The sequence below is a fragment of the Streptococcus sp. HMSC064H09 genome (assembly GCF_001812625.1).
GTDB lineage: Bacteria > Bacillota > Bacilli > Lactobacillales > Streptococcaceae > Streptococcus.
Genome location: NZ_KV809556.1, coordinates 21935 through 44311, shown reverse-complemented (window position 1 = coordinate 44311; position 22377 = coordinate 21935). Strand labels below are relative to the sequence as shown.

Sequence of the window (22377 nt, the reverse complement as noted above, 5' to 3'; positions counted from 1 at the left end):
CCTCCACGCCCCATATCCAAATATGCTATAATAGGAGCTATGAACACAAAGATTTTAGACCAATTAGAATTTAACAAGGTCAAGGACCAGTTCACAGAATACCTGCAGACTGAACAGGCTCAGGCGGAGTTACGTGACTTGGTGCCTATGACCAATCCAGAAAGAATTCAAAATCAATTTACAGAAATTCAAGAAATGGCTGAGATTTTCGTAGAGCACCATGGCTTTGCTATTGGTAGCCTGAGAGATATTTCTGAGCCCTTACGTCGCTTGGAACTGGATGCTAATCTCAATATCCAGGAGCTCATTGCCATCAAGAAGGTGCTGCAAGCTTCGGCTGACCTTGGTCGCTTCTACGCTGACCTTGAAAATGTTGAGCTCGTCGCTCTTAAACGTCTTTTCGAAAAGATCGAGGCCTTCCCAAGTCTACAAGGAAGCCTTCAAAGTATCAATGATGGTGGTTTCATTGAGCATTTTGCTAGCCCTGAGTTACAAAATATCCGTCGTCAACTCAAATCTTGCGATGATGCCATTCGCCAGACCTTGCAAGACATTCTCAAGAAATCTGGTCACATGTTGGCTGAGAGTTTGATTGCTAGTCGTAATGGTCGTTCAGTGCTTCCTGTCAAAAATACCTACCGTAACCGTATTGCTGGGGTTGTGCATGACATCTCAAGCTCTGGAAACACAGTGTATATCGAGCCACGCGCCGTTATCCAGCTTAACGAAGAAATTACACAATTACGTGCAGACGAACGCCATGAGATGGCCCGCATCCTGCATGAACTGTCTGATCAACTCCGTCCACAAGCTGCTGCTATCGCCAACAACGCTTGGATTTTGGGCCACATGGACTTTATTCGTGGGAAATACCTCTATCTCCAGGATAAGAAGGCGGTTATTCCAAAGATTAGTGACAACCAAACACTCCAACTGCTTAACGTTCGTCACCCACTTTTGATCAATCCAGTAGCCAACGATTTGAGATTTGATGAGGACCTCACAGCCATTGTCATCACAGGTCCCAATACCGGTGGTAAAACGGTCATGCTTAAAACTCTAGGACTAGCACAACTGATGGCTCAATCTGGTCTTCCAATTTTGGCTGATAAGGGCAGTCGTGTGGCCATTTTCCAAGAGATTTTTGCGGACATCGGAGATGAACAGTCTATCGAACAGAGTTTGTCAACATTCTCTAGTCACATGACCCACATTGTCGAGATTTTGGATGCTGCCGACAACAACAGTCTTGTCTTGGTCGATGAGCTTGGGGCTGGTACTGACCCTCAGGAAGGGGCTAGTCTAGCCATGGCAATCCTAGAGCACCTCCGTTTGAGTCAGATTAAGACCATGGCTACTACTCACTATCCTGAGCTTAAGGCCTATGGGATTGAGACGCAACATGTGGAAAATGCTAGTATGGAGTTTGACACAGCAACTCTAAGCCCTACCTATCGTTTTATGCAGGGTGTCCCTGGTCGCTCTAACGCCTTTGAAATCGCTCGTCGCCTCGGCTTGAATGAGATTATTGTCAAGGAAGCAGAAAACCTCACGGATACTGATAGTGATGTCAACCGTATCATCGAGCAACTTGAAGCCCAAACTGTGGAAACACAAAAACGTCTGGAGCACATCAAGGACGTTGAGCAAGAAAACCTTAAATTCAACCGTGCGGTCAAGAAACTCTATAACGAATTCTCCCATGAATACGACAAGGAACTCGAAAAGGCTCAAAAAGAAATTCAAGAGATGGTTGATACCGCTTTGGCTGAGAGCGATAGTATTCTCAAAAATCTCCACGATAAGAGTCAACTCAAACCTCATGAAGTTATCGACGCCAAAGGAAAACTCAAGAAACTTGCCCCACAAGTGGACCTCTCTAAGAATAAGGTCCTTCGTAAGGCTAAGAAAGAAAAGGCTGCGCGTGCCCCTCGTGTCGGAGATGATATCATCGTTACCGCCTATGGGCAACGTGGTACCCTTACCAGTCAAGCCAAAAATGGTAACTGGGAAGCTCAGGTCGGTCTCATCAAGATGACCCTCAAGGCAGACGAATTCACTCTGGTTCGTGCCCAAGCTGAAGCCCAACAACCTAAGAAAAAACAGATTAACGTGGTTAAAAAAGCCAAGAAGACATCTGGCGGTCCTCGTGCCCGTCTAGACCTTCGTGGGAAACGTTACGAAGAAGCTATGCAAGAGCTTGATGCCTTTATTGACCAAGCCCTACTTAATAACATGAGTCAGGTGGACATCATCCACGGTATTGGTACAGGTGTCATCCGTGATGCTGTTACCAAATATCTCCGCCGTCATCGCCATGTTAAAAGTTTTGAATATGCCCCACAAAGTGCTGGTGGTTCCGGATGTACCATTGCAACCTTAGGGTAAAAATAGATAAGAAAGACTGAGACCTTGTGTTCAGTCTTTTTTCATATGTTACCAAAACAAAGAACAAAAAAGCCTCCCTTAATCAAGGAAGACTTCTATTTTCTATATCACACTTGTCCACAAGTGCTGGATAATCTGACTAACTGGAAAATTCCAATTAATCAAAAGGCGCAAAACCCAGCTAGATGACAAGACCGTTTGAATGTTATTCATGGGAACAGTCGCAAGAATATTCCCAAACATAGTCAAAGGCACAAGACTCACTAAGGAGGCCAAGACACCACCTACCACTTGAAATCGTCTCTGGTCAAGTCGCTCAATTCTCACAAAGTGGAAGAAAATACCAAGAAAGCGCAAACCATAATAAGCCACACAGTAAATGGCAAAATAGGCAACACCTGCATAATAGACGCGGTCAAGTGAAAAAATATTTTGGTCTGTAAAAAAAGCTAAACTAGCATCTTTGGTTGGATTGGTATAAGGTACCCAAAGATTGATAGCCTCTCCTAGCGACCGGTAAAAGTAGGCCGCTACACACATGGCAATAATGACTGAAACCACGTAATAAGCTTGCATAAAGAGGCCTCGACGGTAGCCAATGTAGAAATTCCAAGCCACGATAGCTAAGACAAGGAGTCCAATCATGCGTCATCCTCATCGTCATTTGTAGCTGTCGCCTTGACCTTAAGTTGTTCAAGTTGCTTAGCTCTCAATGTTTCCAACTCTTTTTCCATATCTTCAACTTGGATTTCACGTTCCAACTGAGTCGACAAAGAATTGATAGCCATTAGGATAGCAATCGTTTCATTGTCAGCGTTTTTCATCTGCTCTTTGATAATTTTATATTTCTCGTGGGCAACACGCTCAACCTCTTCCATGAATAGGTTATCTTTATCAGTTGTTAGCGTGAGGTTCTTCTCTCCAAAATGAAATTTGTAACGGTTCTTATTTGCCATTTGCTTGTTAGCTGCCAATCAATGGTGGTCACGGATTCGCCACCGCAGCTTCTCCTTATTTTATTGCTTTTATATCGCCATTTTTTAGTAAGATTCAGACACTTACTCTGAGGCGTGTTCGACACTTAAATGCCAACCTATTTCTTCTAATTGTGGAAAAAAGAGCAGGGTTAGGCATTCTCTTTCTAATCATTATATCCTAAATTTTAACTTTCGTAAATTTTAGACTTTGCACTTCTCTAGAAAAATAATTTTCAGGGATTCCGAGTCTGTAAAATATCTACCAATTCTCCTTTTTTGTGCTAAAATAGATTTCATGGGCACAATCGTATTAAAAATGACAGCAGAGCAGATTTCGACACTCCAGAAGGACCTAGCAAGCTATGCGACTGCGACTAAAAATCCTTATGCAAGTTTTTCAGCCAAGGTCGATGGAATAAGTGTCATCGCCTATACTTCAGGAAAGGTAACTTTCCAAGGTGCTAAGCCAGAAATCCTAGCTAGCCGTTTTGGATACCAAGCTGAACCTAAGCATTCACCTGATGGGCAAAACCTAGCCCTAATTGGATCAGACGAAGTCGGAAATGGCTCCTATTTTGGTGGTCTAGCTGTTGTAGCTAGTCTAGTTACCCCAGCTGACCATGCCTTTTTGAAATCTCTAGGAGTTGATGATTCTAAAAATCTTAACGATATCAAGATTCGTCAGATTGCACCTATGTTGGAGGAGAAAATTCCTCACAAGGCACTCCTTCTTTCGCCTAGAAAGTACAATGAAGTGGTTGGAGACGGTAAGAATCATAATGCTGTGTCCGTTAAAGTAGCCCTCCATAATCAGGCTATCTTCCTATTGTTACAATCAGGTGCTAAACCAGATAAGATTGTCATCGATGCCTTCACCAGCGAGAAAAATTATCAAAAATATCTCAAGAACGAACGTAATCGCTTTGACTTCCCTATTACTTTAGAAGAAAAAGCCGAAGGTAAATACCTAGCTGTCGCGGTGAGCTCTATCATCGCTCGCAATCTCTTCCTGGAAAATCTGGATAAACTCAGCCAAGAAGTAGGTTATACTCTTCCTTCAGGTGCTGGTGCTAAGTCCGACCAGGTCGCAGCCAAGCTTCTTCAAGCCTACGGAGATCAGGCTCTCCAAGCTACTGCTAAATATCATTTCGCCAATACTAAAAAAGCCTACCAACGCTTAAAATAACCCTGAAAGGCCTTAACTATGAAAAACAAATGGACCCAATACTTTCTCATTTTTCTTCGTGAATGGGGACTCTTTATCCTCTTTATCACATTCTTCCTCTTGACTCGCCTCTTCCTCTGGCTTCCTGTTCAGGTTGACGGCCACTCAATGGATCCAACTCTCGCCAATAACCAGCGTGTTATTGTTTTGAAACACACGTCCATTGAACGCTTTGATATTGTCGTTGCCAAGGAGGTTGAAAATGGTAAGACGAAACAAATCGTAAAACGTGTCATTGGGATGCCAGGTGATACCATTACCTATCAAAACGATAAACTTACTGTCAACGGTAAAGAAGTCAAGGAAGAATACCTCAAAGAATTCCAGGCTGCCTTTGCCAAAGATAAGCTACAAAAAGAGTATGCATACCGCGATTACTTCCAACAACTGGCTAAAGAATCTAAGGCCTTCACTGTCAACGCAGACAAAAACACCACTTTCTCTGTCACTGTTCCTGAAGGCAAATATTTCCTACTTGGAGATAACCGTATCGTTTCAAAAGATAGCCGCGAAGTTGGTTACTTTGACAAGAGTGCTCTTGTAGGGGAAGTCAAATTCCGCTTCTGGCCACTTAATAAAATTGGTACCGTTGAAGACAACTAAAACTACTAAATAAGATAAGGTTGGGGAAACCCAGCCTTATTATGTATCTAGGAAAAACACATGCAAGAATTTTATTTTTCAGGAACTATCGAACGCGTCATTTTCGAAAACGCTAGCAATTTTTTTCGTATCTTACTCTTAGAGATTGACGAAACGGACAGTGATTTTGAAGACTACGAAATCATTGTCACAGGAACTATGGGGGATGTCATGGAGGGTGAAGACTATACCTTCTGGGGCCAACTAACCAATCACCCTAAATATGGGGAACAGCTACAAATGACCCGCTACGAGCGTTCAAAACCTTCTGCCAGCGGTCTTATCAAATATTTTGCCAGCGACAATTTCAAAGGAATCGGTAAAAAAACGGCCGAGCGTATTGTCGAAATTTACGGAGAAGATCCTATTGACAAGATTCTCGAGAATCCTAGCGAATTAGAGCAGATTCCCAACCTCTCCAAGGTCAATCGAGAAGCCTTTGTTGCTAAGTTAAAAATCAATTATGGAGCCGAGCAAGTCCTGTCCAAACTTTCTAGCTATGGACTCACACCAAAGGCCGCCTCACAAATTTTCAACCAATATAAGGAAGAGTCACTAAATCTTATTGAGGAACACCCTTATCTATTAGTAGAGGAGATTCAAGGAATCGGTTTTAAAATGGCTGACCAACTAGCTGAACGTCTTGGAATTGCTAGTGATGCTCCTGAGCGTTTACGAGCAGCCTTGATTCATTGTCTACTAGAAGCCAGTATGGAAGAAGGCGACACCTACATAGAAGCCAAAGCCTTGCTTGAACGGACCATCATTCTTTTGGAAGGTGCTCGTCCGATTGAACTTGACCCCGCCTTGGTCGCTAACCAATTAACCAATCTTATCCAAGAGGATAAGGTGCAAAATGTAGAGACTAAAATCTTTGATAATACCCTATATTTTGCGGAACAGGGCATTTATACCCACCTAACTCGTATCATGAAGGACCAACCTGACGTCAGCTCTGAAGACAAAATCTTAGACAGCCTTGAAGGGGTGGAAGAGGAGCTTGGTATTACTTATGATCAGGTTCAAAAAGATGCCATTATCAAAGCCCTACAAAGCAAAGTCTTCATCCTGACAGGGGGTCCTGGAACAGGGAAAACAACTGTTATTAACGGCATTATTAAAACCTATGCTGACCTTCATGGCCTAGATCTCAAAAAGTCTGATTTACCTATTATTTTAGCAGCACCAACGGGACGGGCTGCTCGTCGGATGAACGAACTCACCCAACTCCCTAGCGCCACTATTCATAGACATTTAGGCCTCAATAGCGAGGACGATTTTAAGACCTTAGAGGACTATCTCGATTGCGATTTGATTATCATCGATGAGTTCTCTATGGTTGATACTTGGTTGGCCAATCAACTCTTTGAAAGTATCTCTGATTCAACACAAGTTATCATTGTGGGTGACCAAGACCAACTACCTTCCGTAGGCCCTGGCCAAGTCTTGGCTGACCTTTTGCAGATTGATAACTTGCCTAAGGTTTCCCTAACCAAAATTTTCAGACAATCCGAGGATTCCACTATCGTTACCCTGGCTAGTCAGATGCGACAAGGCCAACTACCCGCTGATTTCACAGAGAAAAAGGCTGACCGCTCTTACTTTGAGGCCAATGCTAACCATATTCCACAGATGGTTCCAAAAATTGTCTCTGCTGCTATAAAGAGCGGGATTGCTGCTCAGGATGTGCAGATTCTAGCCCCCATGTACCGAGGACAGGCTGGTATTAACAATCTCAATACCATTATGCAAGACCTACTTAATCCTCAAGAAAAGGCCAATCAGTTCGCCTTTAATGATATCTTCTTCCGCAAGAACGACAAGATTCTCCATCTGGTCAACGATACAGAACTCAATGTCTTCAATGGAGACATCGGAATCATTACTGATCTCATTCCTGGTAAATATACTGAAAGCAAACAGGACGAAATTTACATGTCCTTCGACGGCAATGAGGTTATCTATCCTCGTAACGAATGGAATAAGATTACTCTGGCCTATGCTATGTCAATCCACAAATCCCAAGGGAGTGAGTTCCCAGTCGTTATCCTTCCCATCACACGCCAAAGTGGGCGTATGCTACAACGTAACCTCATTTACACCGCAATCACACGCGCCAAGAGTAAACTAGTCATGCTAGGGGAAATCGCAGCCTTCGATTATGCTGTTCACAACGAGGGGGCTAAACGAAATACTTATCTCATCCAACGTTTTGAACAAACTTATACACAAGCTGTTGATAAGTCTGTCGAGAAGATTGTTACAATCGAGGCAATAGACGCATCCAATCAAACCAAAAAGGAAAACAACGGATCCTCAGAACCCCTTGAAAACAAAGACATTTCGGGAAATATAAATCCATCTCCAACTCTTATTAACACTTATTCACAGCCTGTGGATAAGTCTGTTAACAAACCTGTGCAAACCGAAGAAAACTATCGTTTAACTGAAGATAATTGGTCAACTATAGATCCAATGATTGGTCTCAGTGAAGACGATATAGCTGCCTTTTTTAACAATAACTAAAAAAGACTTGGAAAGCAACTCACTAAGAGCAACTCCAAGTCTTTTCATTTACTAAAACACTAAACGAATCAGGGCCATCGACACTATACCGACGATTACTGCATAGAGCAAATTTTTGCTCTTAAATGCTACAATTACCGTTGGCACTGTAGCCAGTATTTCCATCCACTTAAACTGTGGCAAGTGACCAATCTTCTCAGTCGTAAGACTAGAGAGAATCAGAGCAAAGAGGATAGAAACTGGTAAGTAGTGCAAAAATCGAACAACGATATCTGGTAAGCCCTTGTATTTCACTAATACAAAGGGGAGAACACGGGGCACCCAGCTAACCACAAACCCAAGTAGAATGGCAATGAGAATAAAATTATTGACGGCCATCACACATCACCCCCACACTACATCCAACTAAAGTAGCCAGTAAAACAGCCAAAGATTCCGACAAGATGACACTAAAGCTCAGATAAGCCACAGCAATAGATAGTAAAATCAAGAATAGCTTACGCACGCCTTCACCTAACAAAGCATCTATCTGACTACTTAACAAACCTATAAACATGGCAATCAAGGCAAAATCCAAACCAAAAAGCTCAGGATTAGGAATCATGGAACCAATCAAACACCCAACAACTGATGATACAATCCAAACCAGATAGCTGAAAATATTGTTCCCATGCATCCAGTTCGCAGAAATATCTTTATGATGCACATATTCTCCCAACAAGACACCATAACTTTCATCCGTAATCAGACTACCAATTCCCAGCTGATTCCAGAGGCTTGTTTTTGTAAAAATCGTCGTTGCATGTAAACTCATCAACATGTTACGCAAATTAACTAAGAAAACAGTCAAGGTTAACTCACCAAGGCTAGCTCCTGCAACTACTAATGCACACATAGCAAACTGAGCCGAGCCACCATAGACCAAGGCACACATGAGGCCAACCTCAAGGGCTGATAGACCCGAAGCAGCTGCTACAACACCAAAGGCTAGGCCAATAGCTACATAGCCTAAAGCTGTCGGTACCGCGGCTTTTATACCTAAACGAAAGTCAGACACACTCAATTCCTTTCTAAAGGAACCTCTTACCAAACTAGTAAGAGGCTCTTCTTATTCTTCAAATCCTGCAAAGGCTAGACTTGGTTTTGCATTCAAGTCCAACTCAGCAAAATGTTTTTGATTACATTCAATAGCGGCTGCTAGAGCAATCATACCAGCATTGTCACCACAAAGACGTAAAGGCGGAATAACCACATCTACATCTGTGATTTCTTCAGCCAAACGTTCACGTAATCCTTGATTAGCTGCCACACCACCTGCAACAACAAGTGTCTTGACAGGATAACGCTCCAAGGCTTTCTTAGTCTTAGCTAGGAGAATATCCAACACAGCAGCTTGGAAGGATGCACAAAGGTCCTCTTTGACTAGAACTTCTCCCTTCTGTTCTGCATTGTGATGCAAATTGATGAAAGCTGACTTCAGGCCTGAAAATGAAAACTCCAAGTGGTCTTCCTTAATCATAGCGCGTGGAAAATCATAAACATCTTTCCCTTTATGAGCCAATTCATCAATTTCACGCCCGGCTGGGTAGGTCAACCCCATCACACGCCCGACCTTGTCATAGGCCTCACCAACTGCATCATCACGTGTCTCACCAACAATCTTGTAATTCCCCGGTTCTGACACATAAACCAACTCTGTGTGTCCCCCAGACACCAAAAGTGCTAAGAGGGGATATTCCAATTCTTGAACCTCACGCGCTGCCATAAGATGCCCAGCCATATGGTTAACTGGAATCAAAGGCAACCCATGTGCCCAAGCGAAGGCCTTAGCCGCTGCCATCCCGACCAAGAGCGCCCCGACCAAACCAGGACCATAGGTTACTGCTACAGCATCTAGTTGTTCAGCAGTAATTCCCGCCTCAGAAAGGGCATCTTTAATGCAAAGAGTCACCACTTCCACATGGTGACGACTAGCCACCTCAGGAACAACACCACCAAAACGTTTATGGCTTTCCACCTGACTGGCAATAATATTACTTAAAAGTACTTTCTCATTTTTCAAAACGGCAACTGAAGTCTCATCACACGAGCTCTCCACTGCCAAAATATATCTATCTGCCATTAGACTTCCTCTCGCCTCATGATAACTGCATCTTCTTGAGGCTCATGATAATAATTTTTCCGAATTCCTAGACTTTCAAAACCAAATTTTCTATAAAGTGCCTGAGCGACTTGATTTGAAGCCCTCACTTCTAGGAATATAGGTTCACTACGCTCTTCCAAATGCTTCATCAGCTGACTAGCATAACCACGCCCCTGGTAAGCTTTTAAAATGGCGATATTGGTCACCTCAAGCTCACCCACTAAATTTTGAAGGGCTAAAAAACCAACAACTTCTTCCTGATCATAAACATAGAAATACTCCGTAGTATCCAAAGCCAAGTCTGCTACCACTTGTTCTATCGTCCACGGAGATTTGTCATAAACATCCGACAAAATCCGATAAATCAGTTGAGCTTGCTCTTGGCTACTCAATCTAGACGCGCTTGATGTAGTTGTCACGGTTAGTCTCCTCATGCGTCTTAAGCCAATTCTCCTCCGCCTCAACTCGCTTCAAGTAATGTGGAACAAAAGCATCTACATCAACAGAAGGCAAGGACAAGCCTAAACGACCAATTAACTGGGCAGACGGAAGACTTGACAAGATAGTTGCTTCTGGAAGGCTTTCTTTAATCTGATCCACAAAATTAGCCACTTCACCGACAAATGTCACCTTTTCAAAAGTTTTAGCTTGCTCCAGAACATCTACAAAAGATGCATGGCAATCTGGGACGAGGGCCTGACCATTTTCATAAAAACCAACGTAAACATTATTACGACGAGCATCCATGATAGGAATCACAACACCGTCAACTGTAAGGTCTGTCAGTGCCTGTAGACTTGAAACTCCCACCAAATCAATGTCGAGGGCATAGGCTAAAGTCTTAGCTGTTGCGACAGCCACACGAAGCCCTGTGTAGGATCCAGGACCCTGTGCAACCACAATACGTTCTAAATCAGACGGTTGCCAGCCTGCCTGAGCAACTAAAAAATCAATGGTGGGCATTAGACTAATACTGTGGTTCTTTTTTACTGTGACAGTTGACTCTGCCACTAGTTTCTCATCTTCTAACAAGGCTACTGATAAAGCTGTGCTAGAAGTATCAAATGCTAATATTTTCATCTTTTTTCCTTGTTTCCTTTTATGCTTTTCTATTATAACACAAGTCACTGTTTCCCAGAAACGAACATTTTCCAACTTTTTCCGCCATTTTCTTTATCTAGCCCTTATCTTATGGTACAATAATAGTAATTGTTAAACGAATCAAGGCTACTAGCTATTACTCATAAAGTGAATATCATAACGTCAAGTAAATCATAGAAAGATTAACTTGACCGGTTTTTTTATAGAATGGCAGAGCCTTTTGGAAAGAAAGGAAAACCATGATTTATAAAGTCTTTTACCAAGAAACTAAAGAGCGTAATCCACGCCGTGAACAGACAAAATCACTCTACCTAGATATCGATGCAGAAACTGAACTTGAGGGACGTATCCAAGCTCGTAAAATCATCGAAAAAAACACTGCCTATAACATCGAATTCATCGAGCTCCTCTCAGAAAAAGCCCTTGAATACGAAAAAGAAACAGGCGTTTTTGAAGTAACGGAGTTCTAAGACCATGGCATCAAAAATCAATCTAAAACCTGAAGAAGTTGGGGTTTATGCGATTGGTGGTTTGGGGGAAATCGGTAAAAATACCTATGGTATTGAATACCAAGATGAGATTATAATCGTCGATGCGGGTATTAAATTCCCCGAGGATGATCTTCTCGGAATCGATTATGTTATCCCGGACTATTCTTACATCGTTGAAAATGTTGATCGTGTAAAGGCACTTGTCATTACCCACGGTCACGAAGACCATATTGGTGGGATCCCCTTCCTTCTTAAACAGGCAAATATCCCAATTTATGCAGGGCCACTTGCTCTTGCTCTTATCAAAGGAAAATTGGAAGAACACGGACTACTTCGTGACGCACAACTCTATGAAATTAATGCTAATACAGAGCTTACTTTCAAAAATATGAGCGTGACCTTCTTCCGCACTACTCACTCAATTCCAGAACCTCTCGGTATTGTCATCCATACACCTCAAGGTAAAATTGTGTGTACCGGTGACTTTAAGTTTGACTTCACCCCAGTAGGTGAGCCAGCAGACCTTCACCGTATGGCTGCACTTGGTGAAGAAGGCGTTCTTTGCCTCCTCTCAGACTCAACCAATGCTGAAGTACCAACTTTCACAAATTCCGAGAAAGTCGTCGGCCAATCTATCATGAAAATCATTGAAGGCATCCACGGACGTATTATCTTCGCCTCATTTGCCTCAAACATTTTCCGTCTGCAACAAGCTGCCGAAGCCGCTGTAAAAACTGGCCGTAAGATTGTTGTCTTCGGACGTTCTATGGAAAAAGCCATTGTCAATGGGGTTGAACTAGGCTACATCAAAGTTCCAAAAGGAACTATCATTGACCCTAGTGAGATGAAAAACTACCATGCCAGTGAGATTCTTATCATGTGTACCGGTTCTCAAGGAGAGCCTATGGCAGCCCTTGCACGTATCGCTAACGGGATGCACCGCCAAGTGACACTGCAACCTGGTGACACTGTTATCTTCTCATCTAGCCCTATCCCAGGAAACACAACCAGCGTAAACCGCTTGATTAATACTATTCAAGAAGCTGGTGTCGATGTTATCCACGGTAAAATCAACAATATCCATACCTCTGGACACGGTGGTCAACAAGAGCAAAAACTCATGCTTCGTTTGATCAAACCAAAATTCTTTATGCCTGTTCACGGTGAATACCGCATGCAGAAAGTCCACGCAGGTCTTGCTGTTGATTGTGGTGTTCCAAAAGATAATATCTTTATCATGGAAAATGGTGATGTCTTAGCCCTAACAAAAGACTCTGCGCGTCGTGCAGGTCACTTCAATGCTCAAGATATCTATGTTGATGGTAATGGTATTGGGGATATCGGAGCTGCCGTTCTTCGTGACCGTCGTGATCTCTCTGAAGATGGTGTCGTACTTGCCGTAGCAACTGTCGACTTCAAGTCTAAGATGATTCTGGCTGGCCCAGACATCCTCAGCCGTGGCTTCATCTATATGCGTGAATCAGGCGATCTTATTCGTGAGAGCCAACGCATTCTATTCAATGCTATTCGTATCGCTCTTAAAAATAAGGATGCTAGCATCCAATCCGTTAACGGAGCAATCGTCAATGCTTTACGCCCATTCTTATATGAAAAAACAGAACGTGAACCAATCATTATTCCAATGATTCTCACACCTGATAAATAAAAAAATGGTAGCCATCAACTGACCTGACATATAGCAGTTTAGTTAAATGGGTTAATATTAGCGAGCCTAGTTGTTTGGCTCGCTTTTTTCATTATTTAATTTTCCGATGAAATTGTAGTAAATGTCAACCTGAATAATTCGATTGCGTTTCGTGCCAGTTGGTTTCTGAATAACAATCTTGTCAATCAGTTCATTCACTATTTCAACGGTCAATTTTGGAAGCTCTGTATATTTTGAAATTCTCGCCATAAACTTGGAGATATTCAAGCTGTCTTCTTGTTGTTTGGCGAGTTTTTCAGTTAAATCAGAAATGGAAGCTTGAAGCTGTTTCTGTTCTTCTTCATAGCTCTGACTTAGCTTCACAAAGCGTTCATCTGAAATTTTTCCAAGTAGATTATCTTCATAAAGCTTCTGAATGATGCTGTCAATCTCTTTAGAGCGGTGTTCATCCTTTTGAAGTTGCTGGCGCTGGCATTTATTGTTTCTGCTGAATTGAGCTTGGCTTTGCTGTTCTAACTTTTTCAAAAAGGCTTCTTGGTCGAAGTGGATTTCCTGAATAGTTTGGCGGAGTTTACCACTCACAATCTCAATCAAGGCAGATTTTTGAATATAGTGGGGATTTTCACAACCATCAATCAGCTTACGGTAGCCAGAACACTTGTAATGGTCGTGGTTGAGTCCATTTTTCTCTTGTGGGCAAAAATAATGTTTTCGCCCACAAGTTCCACAAAAAACTAATCCAGCAAACAAGTTTTCATGACCAATCCGATTTTTATACCGTTGATTAGACCGCTTATGATTTCGCATTTTTCGGACAATATCAAAAGTTTCTTGGTCGATAATTGCTTCATGAGTATTTTTGAAAATTAGCCAATCTTCTTTTGGGTTATCTACTTTACGTTTGTCTTTATAAGATTTTGTCCGTGTTCGAAGATTGACCGTATGCCCCAGATACTCTTCACGCCCTAAGATAGCGCTTAAGGTTTCTCGTGTCCAAAAATACGGTAGAGTTTCCACATTTGGACTGGAGGAAATAGGTTTCAAACCAATTTCTATTCGGTGACGGTCTGGTTTAAAAATTTTGTCATTTTTTAAACCTTTTGAAATCTCTGAAAGACTTTTTCCACTTTTTGCTTCCTGGAAAATCCGCTTCACAACCTCACTGGCAACTGGGTCAACAATCCAATTTTTAGGGTTGTTTGGGGTTTTGAGGTAGCCATAAGGTGGATTTACTGTAACACGCTCGCCAGCTCTCGCTTTAGATTGCACCACTGCCCGAATCTTCTTGCTGGTATCCGCCGCATACATTTCGTCCATTAAACTCTTAATTGGTAAGAAAATAGAATTAGTTTCATTAGGCTTACTAGAATCTATACCGTCATTAAGAGCGATAAAGCGAACGTCAAAGCTCGGAAAAGTAATTTCCGTTAGTTGACCAACCTTGATATAAGACCGACCTAAACGGCTTAAATCCTTAACGATAAAGTTCGAAACTTGCCGATTTTCTACCAATCTAAGAGCTTCTGAAATAGCTGGACGGTCAAAATTTGTACCACTAAAGCCATCATCGACAAACAAAATAGGATTAGAGAGACTTTCTTTTACAACTACATCAAGCAGGATTTTCTTCTGATTGGTAATTGAGTTACTATCTCCGTCCAGTCCATCATCTTGACTTAAGCGACAATAAACCACTGTAATATCTGAAAGTTTCGAAGTATCTACTTGTTTATAATCTGAAATTGTCAAAGTTCTGTTCATGTGTTTTTCTCCTTTTGGAGTTCACACACCTTATACTTCTATTATACCATTCTTACTACTGTTAAAGTAGTGATTTATCGCTTAAAATCAACCTTTCTAGGACATTTTCAAGATTGCGATTTCCAGTAAAACGGTGACGGATTAAGTAAGTCGTTCGACCAATTCGACAAATTTCATCTGCGGTGTGTAAAGCCTGCTTTGAATCTCTATCTTGATTCTTCTGATTCATTAGAAACCCCTCCTTTGATATAATCTGAATATTCGTCTAAAGTAATCACAGTGAATAATTCCCAAAAACTGTAGAGTTCTTTTTGAATCACTTTCGAAATCGCAAGCTTTCGCTTGTCATCTGGCACAACCCACAAAACATAGGGAAAAACTTCCTTTTGTCGCTGTTCTATACCTGACCGATAATATTCAATATATTTCTTGCAAGTATTTACTATGCGCGCAAGACTTTCTGTGCTTCGGTCTATCTCCAGAAAATAATGGTCTTCGTAATCGTGATTAACCAGCTCTAAATAAGCATCTGGTTTTAGGGTCATTCCAACACCAGAAAGTTTTTGGTAGCTGCGCCAAGAGTTTGGCTCAAAGGAAAAAGTTTCAAGCGACAGTTTTTCTGAATTTCGAACAGCCTCCAGCGTCTCAACAAAAATTTCCGTAATCGCTAAAGTATGCTCAACATGATGTTGAGTTGGCTCGTATTTATTTTTATAACGCAATATAATACTGTCATCTTGTTTTTTAAGGAATTTTAGTCCCTGAAAAGTAATTTGCCAAACATAAGAAGCAGAGCCACGGCGTACGCCACCAATTCGCCGTTTCAAGTGTGAAATCAATCCAGCTTTCTTCAGACTTTGAAGCGCAAAACTAGCTCGGCGAATTGAGGTGTCAGCCCTCACGCTACTGTCAAAAAATAATCTGGCTAGTTGGTTGGTAGTGGCATATCTAGCTTGACTTAAAAAGTAAAGAATTTGCTTGTCGTTATCTGTTTTGTAATTCCATTTCATCTGTTTTGTTCTCCATTAAATTTAAAAGGTGTGCTCCCGTAAAATGTGCTTAGTTACGGAGTAAGTCGTGTTAGTAAAAATCTTAAAAACCTTTATTTGTCAGGGGTGGAAGAATTTTCTTCATCAACACGATTCGAAGAGCGATTGGAAAGCTTTTTCCTCCCTAAATCTGTTAATTTTTGATTAGAATCTTCATTTTTTGAAGCAGATTTTTCAAAAATGTAGTTTTTAAATTGGCTTTCAATTTCTGAAATATCTTGTCCGTATCGGCTCAAGCTATTCAAAAATGGCGTGCGACTATCTCTAATTTTTGGTTTAGGTGGGTAGGCTTTACCAATAATCCATCGATAAGTGTTTTGTGAAATTTCAGTACGAATATATGCCCAAAATGGGGGTAAGCTGTAAAAATCTTCTTTATCAATCTCCAGAGTATATTTTGCCATTTCGCGAGCTTCATCAAGATTTAAGCCAAAAACAATTTTATTCGCAACATTAGATTCAATTCCAGCTTTTAACTGGGGTGACATCTGTGCAAGATGCTGGAAGCCGATATTCCAGCCAACATTAAACTGACGAGATTGCGAAAGTGCTTCGTCTAAGTTAGAATTGGGGATTCCTAGGAAACTCGGTGTCTCATCGATATAGATAAAGACCGATTGGCGTTTACTTGGCTCAACCGAAGACTGGCGCAAAATTAGCATCCAGAGTATTGAAGTGATGAGGCTACCAATGAGTTTCGCAGATTCTGAACCGATTACCGATTTATTTAGTGGAATCAATACGATTTTTCTGCTTTTGAAGATTTCTGCAAGACTGAAATTTGGATTAGTTTGTCCCAACATTGCCCGAAGTTGCGGACGAAGCAAAAACTGTCGGAATTTATTCAAAATGGGGTTTAACATCTGGTGACGTTGAGCTTCACTGAGTAGCTCAAACCAGTTCCAGAAACTTTCCAGCCCGATTGGGTCTTTTAACTCTCTTAATAGTTTATTTCGAAAGGATTGATTAGTGAGTAAACTTGGTAGCATGACTAAAGAAGTGTTTGGAATGCGCGCCAGAGTTAAAAAACTGTGCGACAAAATATCCAGCGAGTAAATCCCAAAATGTTCAGGATAAAGTCCTTTAAATAGCTCCAACAGATAGTCTGCGATAACTTCGGGTTCAATACCGTGTTTTGTGAGTTCAAAAGGATTTATACCAACAACTCGTTTGGCAGTTGGCGAGATGACTACTATATCTTCATCGTGTTCAGTTGACGTGCGTTCTAATAATTCATGAGTAAGTTGACCTTTGGCGTCCACCACAACTACGCTATGATGTTTAGATTGTATATCTGATAAAATCAAATGACTCATGGTGGTGGTTTTACCACAACCTGTTGAACCGAGAAAAACGGTATGCCTTTTGCCAGCTTGAGCTGAAATTTGAATTGGTCTTGATTGACTTTCAACCGTTTGCGCCAAACTTCGCTGAGTTTTTCGATTAACATTGTAACCTAAAGGTGGCACTACTAATTTAGGGTGAACATTTGGTACGCCTGCAATATTTTCTTCACCAATTGGTAGAAGTAGAAAACAAGCAAGGTCTGAAATTCCCAAGCTATAGGGATAAGCCCAAGAAGGTTGTGCTTGATTTAGTTTTTGGATAGCTAATGGTTTTAATTCGATGGTTGCATTTGACTCCATCATGCGAAAACTACTAAGTAGGCTATCAAAAAATTCCTTTGTTCGCAAAATACTGCGAGATTGGACACCAAGACGAATTTCACACTTAAAAGTAGATTGGTTTAATTTTTGTTTCATCAGCTTTTTGGAATTTTCGGAAAGCTCAGGAATATTATTTGTAATCACTTGATACCATTTAACGGATAAATTCGGCAAATCTTTTGGCTGCGGCCGAGGTGGTGAGCCTGCACCAATGACCAACTGAACAACTACTGTTTCATCTGGCTGAAGTATTTTTGAAATTGCAAGGCTTGAACGTATCATGTTTTCTACAGAGTCCGTTTTTAAAGCATAGTGAGACTCTTTGATGTTCACTAACCGCGCAACCGAAAGTTTTTCGCGTTTAGGAGCTCTTGAAAACTGAATAGCTCGGTGTGATTGAATTAGTTGGCTGATATGTCGCTTGTCTTGTTCTTCTGTTCCTAGCAGATAGCGTACACGATTCTTAGATAGTCGAATTTCAAAAATAACCGCTTTGCGCCGAGTCAACCCCACCAGTTGACCCAGCATAGATTTCACATCATCTATTTTAAACGGGCGCATCCAGTTGAGTTCACTCCAAGATAGTGTTTCAAATTTTCTTTTCATCTCTACCTCCAATCTTTAGTTTTAATAATCCGAAAGGCAAGCCAGCCGATGAAAACAACCGCTGTCATCAAAACCAAGAACCACCAAACTTCCAGAATTAGTTTCACCGCCCAGTTAATGAGCCAAGCGCAAGCAACAAATCCAAGAATATATGCTATTAGTTTTTTCATGGCTGGTCTCCTTTCTGTCTCCATTTATACAAGAAAGTTGGTGAAAAGTTAAATTTAGTTGCCTTCAGTTTTAAGAGCGATTAGAATGAAATTTAAGCAATGAAACAGTAGTATATTTCAACATATTTTGACCATTTGTCTAGTCTAAACAGTCCTTTTATTTTCTTGAAATTTTTCGCATTTCTGCTTTAGCAACCAAGAAGAGTTCATTGATTTCTTTCCGTTTTTCCAGAAAATCTGCCAGGGCAATTTCTTCTTCACTACAGTGTTTTTTGTCTTCTGGTTTTGGTTTTTCGAACCAATCCCAAATAAATATGGCAACGACGATAATTATAAAAGCTATAAAGTAATCCACCATGAAGCTACCTCATTTCATCTTTTCAGTAGCATAATAAGTAAATGCTTTAAGAATATAATCTGTATAGTCTTTAGCTTCTGGAGTATTTTTGAGTATTTCAGACTGAGTAAGTGCCAAATTGCCCACTTTATATAAAATATCATTAGCTAGAAGCTCTAAGGCTTGATTATCTGCCATCGCTTCGCTAAGTGTTTTTGCGACTTTTAACTGATAGGGATTAACAAGTTGAGAAAGTTCTGCTTTTGGGGTTGATTTTTGAATGTGATTCATGAGGTTTCTCCTTTATTCTTTGATGAAATATGTTACAGTTATTCGCCTATAAGCAAGTCCTCCTATCTCTATCACGCCCGAGCTCTGGTGTGATATAATGTTGTTAGCTAACTGATGGCTCTATTATATCTCCACGGAAAGGCTATTTTGTTCCATTTCAATGCCAAAGTAATGCCATTTGCTAGGTTTGCCTATGTTCACATTTTCAAAACTACTCTCTATTATCTTCAACCATTCCAAGTACGAGAACTGGGCTGTGCCGAAAAAGGTTGCCGTAGGTATCACTAAGACACTGTATGAGGATGCGTTGGGAAACATTGCCGATACCAGCTTTAACAAGCTTTACAGCGGAGCAAATCAAGGGCGAACTCTATATTATTTCATTAAAGACGATGAGATAAGGGGAGATGTTGCAAGTTACTTGTTTACGGTAGAAAAACGCTTGAAAAACGAAAACTACCGTGAAAGCAAGTTTGAACTCCACGACACGATTGAAGAAATTTACCAGCTTTTGGAAACTTCCGCTAACTTTCCCAAAGATATTTACAGTGGTCTGAAACACTCTTTCGAACAGCATTACCAAACTCGACCTTATCTCTTTTTGGCGGAATGTCTCTATTACGCCCTTGCCAATGCTAAAGATAATCAGGTCAGCTACCATTCTCTGGAATTTCAAAAAGAGCAAGCAGTTTCGAATTTTCTGTTTGAAGACCTCGTCACAAACACCAGTAACCCCAACCCTCGAACGGTTCAAGCCCTTAATTTATTGAGCCAAGAAGATATCACACTTTTTCGAAAAATAGCACCGCTGACTTTTTATGACAATTCCTTTGATGAACTATCGGGTGAGTATGTCGAAGACCACCAGCTGATTTCGCACGAAGATTTCTTTGAGCTGTATGAAACTTTTGAGGTCAAGGCGGTGGAGATTTCGAAACTGCTGGAGGCGGGTTTGCTTTTGGGTGGTGGACGGCACGAGATTTTAGTGAAGCAAGGCGAACTGGCGGGATTTCAAACCGATGAGAGAGTGCTGGTTTTTACCACTAAAGCCGAAGACTATGTTTTTAACTATCACGCCTTCCACCTAACCCAAACGGCGAAAACTTTGTTGGAATTATTGGAGATTGGATACAACCCAGAATTTTTGGTAAAGTTGGGTCAACATTTTCGAAAGGAATTGTCGGAAACGCCTGTGCAGGTCGGCCTATATGATGTTGAGGCGATTGATGAGCTGGAGAGTTTGAAGAGGTTTGGGGAGGTGAAGAATCTGTTAAAATAAAGAAAATTCAGAAAATTATTGACAAAATAGAACTTTTGGTGTATAATGTAAAAGTTATTCAGTAGAAGACAACAAAAAACTGCAAGTATAGCTCAAGGTGATGAGACAGGGACTTACAGTTTCATGTAAATATTTTGTTATTCTATTGTTTAGGTTCTTTTCTATTTAGCACCATTCTGAGTGGTGCTTTTTATTTTTCGCTTTTGTTATACTACCTATTTTTTCTCTAAGAAATATGCTGCTTAATGTTGAATGTAACTAAGGTATTCTGCATAAGTCATTTTAACTTGTTGCTTTTCTCCCGTGCAAACATTAATAACGGTAACATTAACAATGTCTTGAGGATTTGGCTCTTTAGGTGATGAGTATTGATTTTGGTTAGTTTGTATTGTTTTTATATTTTCAATCTCAAACTTTGTCTCAGATAAATCTTTTAAAATATTGTTACTTAAATCATTGTTATCTTGTGTAATACCTTTAAGTTCTTCAATCGCTTTATCTGGATTTCCTGCAAGAGTATCTCCAAATTCTTTGACTTCTTTGGGAAAGTTTACCATTCTATACGCTTCTAACTTATTTATACCATCATGAATAACATTTGGAGAGTTAACTAAATTAAAAGGTAAACAAATTATACCAAGACCAGTATAAACATAGGGAAAAATTTTCTTGTTTTTTGATGCCATATTTGATTCCTCCATAAATTATTGTGAAATAAATTGTGGCGAAATTGGAAAATAGTCAAACAAGAATCCTGAAATAGAATAATTATTATTTACAGTATTATTATACAAAGAAGCAGAAGATTTTTCAAAAGGTTTCTTATTTTACTATTTATCGAGGTGTAATCTATAGTAAAATATTTCTCTGGGTCAACATTAACAGGAGGATTTTTATTCTTTGAAAGAGCAAGCACTTTTATTTATTATACAAAGCAATGGGAAGAACAATTTTAAGTATTTGACCTGGTTAATAATGGCGCAACAACAAATGAATACGTTTTTTGTTGACTGTCTCTCGCACATTACAGAGCAAAGGAACTGACTAAAATGGCAATTCTACCACATTGTACCCCCAAGCCCCATCCTCGTGGGTCTTTTTCATTTCGTTAATTTTTCTCTAAAATATATCTACCCTGCTACAATAGTAAAGTAAGGAGGAAAAATGTGAAGAAAAATATTGAACAATGTCAAAATAAAGATTCTATTACTATCGGCTATGCCAGAGTTAGCTCAACAGATAATCGACAAGAATTGGGACTATCTGTTCAAACTGAAGCTCTCAAATTCTGCGATAAGCTCTTTATCGAAAAAGATTCAGGTGGAAACCAAGAGCGACCACAACTCAAAAAAGCTATGAAAATGGCGAAAAAATACGCCCAGAAAGGTGTTAAAACAAATTTTGTCGTATATAAATTGGATAGACTTACCAGAAAGATGTTTCACCTCTCTGCTATTATTGAAGATTTAACCAAACATGGTATTCATCTTCAATCTATTCATGAAAATATTGAAACAGATTCTTTAACTGGAAAGTTCTTTTGTTTGATGTTGGGTTATGTGGCAGAATGGGAGCTTCAAGCAATTTCTGAACGTACTAAAGACGGACTCCGTAAAGCGAAAGAAAAAGGTGTAAAACTTGGTAATAAAGGGTTGGAACAGTCTAAAGAAAAACAAATAATAAAGCAATACTTACAAAAAGAACTGACTGTACGTAAGATTGCGAATCAGCTGAATATTTCTACCGCAACTATTTATAATGTACTAAAGCGTAATGGTATTCAAATAAATAGAAAAAATAACCTATAATTGATTGACAAATCCTTAGAAAAATAGTAAATTTAACCTATCAACAGTTTTAGTAAACGGTCGTTTGTTAAAACAATCAAAGTTACCAATAAAAATATTTAAAATGCTGATTTGACAAGGTTTATAGGCTCTGTCACGTTGGCATTTTTTTGATTTTTCATTGTTTTAGTTGACGACCGTTCGCTAAAACAAACTCACACCTATTGTAGCAGGTATTTTTGAGTAAAAATAAAATAAGGAGGTTTTTCGT

At 40.3% G+C, this 22377-nt stretch carries 23 protein-coding genes; 8 read left to right on the top strand and 15 right to left on the bottom strand.

Annotated features, from left to right (window positions below; genetic code table 11):
* Window positions 1–39 precede the first annotated feature (39 nt).
* Window positions 40–2388, top strand: a complete 2349-nt coding sequence (locus HMPREF2867_RS01600; RefSeq protein WP_070575304.1) for an endonuclease MutS2 — start codon at window positions 40–42, stop codon at window positions 2386–2388.
* Window positions 2389–2490: 102 nt separating this feature from the next.
* Here the strand turns inward: HMPREF2867_RS01600 and HMPREF2867_RS01595 are convergent, their stop codons facing one another.
* Window positions 2491–3033, bottom strand: coding sequence for a CvpA family protein (locus HMPREF2867_RS01595; protein WP_060971706.1), 543 nt, complete (start codon window positions 3031–3033; stop codon window positions 2491–2493).
* Window positions 3030–3344 carry a cell division protein ZapA gene (gene zapA / locus HMPREF2867_RS01590; protein ID WP_004183554.1) on the bottom strand — a complete coding sequence of 105 codons (315 nt, stop codon included), beginning with the start codon at window positions 3342–3344 and terminating at the stop codon, window positions 3030–3032. The genes HMPREF2867_RS01595 and zapA overlap by 4 nt, the downstream gene beginning before the upstream one ends.
* A 316-nt stretch (window positions 3345–3660) precedes the next feature.
* Here zapA and rnhC point away from each other — a divergent pair, with 316 nt between their 5' ends.
* From rnhC to HMPREF2867_RS01575, 3 genes are read left to right on the top strand one after another with little or no spacing between them, the layout of a single operon-like run.
* Entirely contained in the window at window positions 3661–4551 is an 891-nt protein-coding gene (gene rnhC / locus HMPREF2867_RS01585; RefSeq protein ID WP_070575302.1) for a ribonuclease HIII, read from the top strand.
* Window positions 4552–4569: 18 nt separating this feature from the next.
* On the top strand, window positions 4570–5193 hold the full coding sequence (gene lepB, locus HMPREF2867_RS01580) for a signal peptidase I (protein ID WP_013991198.1): 624 nt from the start codon (window positions 4570–4572) through the stop codon (window positions 5191–5193).
* 60 nt (window positions 5194–5253) lie between these two features.
* On the top strand, window positions 5254–7758 hold the full coding sequence (locus HMPREF2867_RS01575; protein ID WP_070575298.1) for an SF1B family DNA helicase RecD2: 2505 nt from the start codon (window positions 5254–5256) through the stop codon (window positions 7756–7758).
* Between the two features lie 51 nt (window positions 7759–7809).
* On the opposite strand, the gene HMPREF2867_RS01570 is transcribed toward HMPREF2867_RS01575, so the two are convergent.
* The 5 genes from HMPREF2867_RS01570 to tsaB are packed head-to-tail and all read right to left on the bottom strand — an operon-like array spanning window position 7810 to window position 10981.
* Window positions 7810–8136 carry an AzlD domain-containing protein gene (locus HMPREF2867_RS01570; protein WP_060971710.1) on the bottom strand — a complete coding sequence of 109 codons (327 nt, stop codon included), beginning with the start codon at window positions 8134–8136 and terminating at the stop codon, window positions 7810–7812.
* Window positions 8123–8821 (bottom strand): AzlC family ABC transporter permease, encoded by a 699-nt coding sequence (locus HMPREF2867_RS01565; protein ID WP_371106465.1) that lies wholly within the window; start codon window positions 8819–8821, stop codon window positions 8123–8125. The genes HMPREF2867_RS01570 and HMPREF2867_RS01565 overlap by 14 nt, the downstream gene beginning before the upstream one ends.
* 45 nt (window positions 8822–8866) lie before the next feature.
* A complete protein-coding gene (gene tsaD / locus HMPREF2867_RS01560; RefSeq protein ID WP_038676790.1) occupies window positions 8867–9880 on the bottom strand; it encodes a tRNA (adenosine(37)-N6)-threonylcarbamoyltransferase complex transferase subunit TsaD in 1014 nt (337 codons plus the stop codon).
* Window positions 9880–10335 carry a ribosomal protein S18-alanine N-acetyltransferase gene (gene rimI / locus HMPREF2867_RS01555; protein ID WP_038676793.1) on the bottom strand — a complete coding sequence of 152 codons (456 nt, stop codon included), beginning with the start codon at window positions 10333–10335 and terminating at the stop codon, window positions 9880–9882. The genes tsaD and rimI overlap by 1 nt, the downstream gene beginning before the upstream one ends.
* Window positions 10295–10981, bottom strand: coding sequence for a tRNA (adenosine(37)-N6)-threonylcarbamoyltransferase complex dimerization subunit type 1 TsaB (gene tsaB / locus HMPREF2867_RS01550; protein ID WP_038676795.1), 687 nt, complete (start codon window positions 10979–10981; stop codon window positions 10295–10297). Before tsaB ends, rimI begins: the two co-directional genes overlap by 41 nt.
* A gap of 260 nt (window positions 10982–11241) precedes the next feature.
* Between tsaB and HMPREF2867_RS01545 the strand changes: the two genes are divergently transcribed.
* Entirely contained in the window at window positions 11242–11472 is a 231-nt protein-coding gene (locus HMPREF2867_RS01545; protein WP_022495963.1) for a DNA-dependent RNA polymerase subunit epsilon, read from the top strand.
* A gap of 4 nt (window positions 11473–11476) precedes the next feature.
* Window positions 11477–13159, top strand: coding sequence for a ribonuclease J1 (gene rnjA / locus HMPREF2867_RS01540; protein ID WP_002884294.1), 1683 nt, complete (start codon window positions 11477–11479; stop codon window positions 13157–13159).
* A gap of 66 nt (window positions 13160–13225) precedes the next feature.
* Here rnjA and HMPREF2867_RS01535 read toward each other — a convergent pair whose 3' ends face one another.
* From HMPREF2867_RS01535 to HMPREF2867_RS01515, 7 genes are all read right to left on the bottom strand, one after another.
* A complete protein-coding gene (locus HMPREF2867_RS01535; protein ID WP_070575291.1) occupies window positions 13226–14920 on the bottom strand; it encodes a recombinase family protein in 1695 nt (564 codons plus the stop codon).
* 61 nt (window positions 14921–14981) lie between these two features.
* Window positions 14982–15149 carry a hypothetical protein gene (locus HMPREF2867_RS11275; RefSeq protein ID WP_162837456.1) on the bottom strand — a complete coding sequence of 56 codons (168 nt, stop codon included), beginning with the start codon at window positions 15147–15149 and terminating at the stop codon, window positions 14982–14984.
* Entirely contained in the window at window positions 15127–15930 is an 804-nt protein-coding gene (locus HMPREF2867_RS01530) for a replication-relaxation family protein (protein ID WP_070575287.1), read from the bottom strand. Before HMPREF2867_RS01530 ends, HMPREF2867_RS11275 begins: the two co-directional genes overlap by 23 nt.
* 92 nt (window positions 15931–16022) lie before the next feature.
* On the bottom strand, window positions 16023–18242 hold the full coding sequence (locus HMPREF2867_RS01525) for a type IV secretory system conjugative DNA transfer family protein (RefSeq protein ID WP_070575284.1): 2220 nt from the start codon (window positions 18240–18242) through the stop codon (window positions 16023–16025).
* Window positions 18243–18244: 2 nt separating this feature from the next.
* Complete coding sequence (locus HMPREF2867_RS11270; protein WP_162837457.1) at window positions 18245–18412, bottom strand: hypothetical protein; 168 nt, start codon at window positions 18410–18412, stop codon at window positions 18245–18247.
* Window positions 18413–18569: 157 nt separating this feature from the next.
* A complete protein-coding gene (locus tag HMPREF2867_RS01520) occupies window positions 18570–18770 on the bottom strand; it encodes a hypothetical protein (protein WP_070575281.1) in 201 nt (66 codons plus the stop codon).
* 9 nt (window positions 18771–18779) lie between these two features.
* Window positions 18780–19040: a hypothetical protein gene (locus HMPREF2867_RS01515; protein WP_070575278.1), complete on the bottom strand. Its 261-nt coding sequence runs from the start codon at window positions 19038–19040 to the stop codon at window positions 18780–18782.
* Window positions 19041–19296: 256 nt separating this feature from the next.
* Between HMPREF2867_RS01515 and HMPREF2867_RS01510 the strand changes: the two genes are divergently transcribed.
* Window positions 19297–20319: a hypothetical protein gene (locus tag HMPREF2867_RS01510; protein ID WP_218108581.1), complete on the top strand. Its 1023-nt coding sequence runs from the start codon at window positions 19297–19299 to the stop codon at window positions 20317–20319.
* 242 nt (window positions 20320–20561) lie between these two features.
* On the opposite strand, the gene HMPREF2867_RS01505 is transcribed toward HMPREF2867_RS01510, so the two are convergent.
* Complete coding sequence (locus HMPREF2867_RS01505) at window positions 20562–21005, bottom strand: hypothetical protein (RefSeq protein WP_070575272.1); 444 nt, start codon at window positions 21003–21005, stop codon at window positions 20562–20564.
* A gap of 480 nt (window positions 21006–21485) precedes the next feature.
* Here HMPREF2867_RS01505 and HMPREF2867_RS01500 point away from each other — a divergent pair, with 480 nt between their 5' ends.
* A complete protein-coding gene (locus HMPREF2867_RS01500; protein ID WP_070575270.1) occupies window positions 21486–22127 on the top strand; it encodes a recombinase family protein in 642 nt (213 codons plus the stop codon).
* Window positions 22128–22377: the final 250 nt, after the last annotated feature.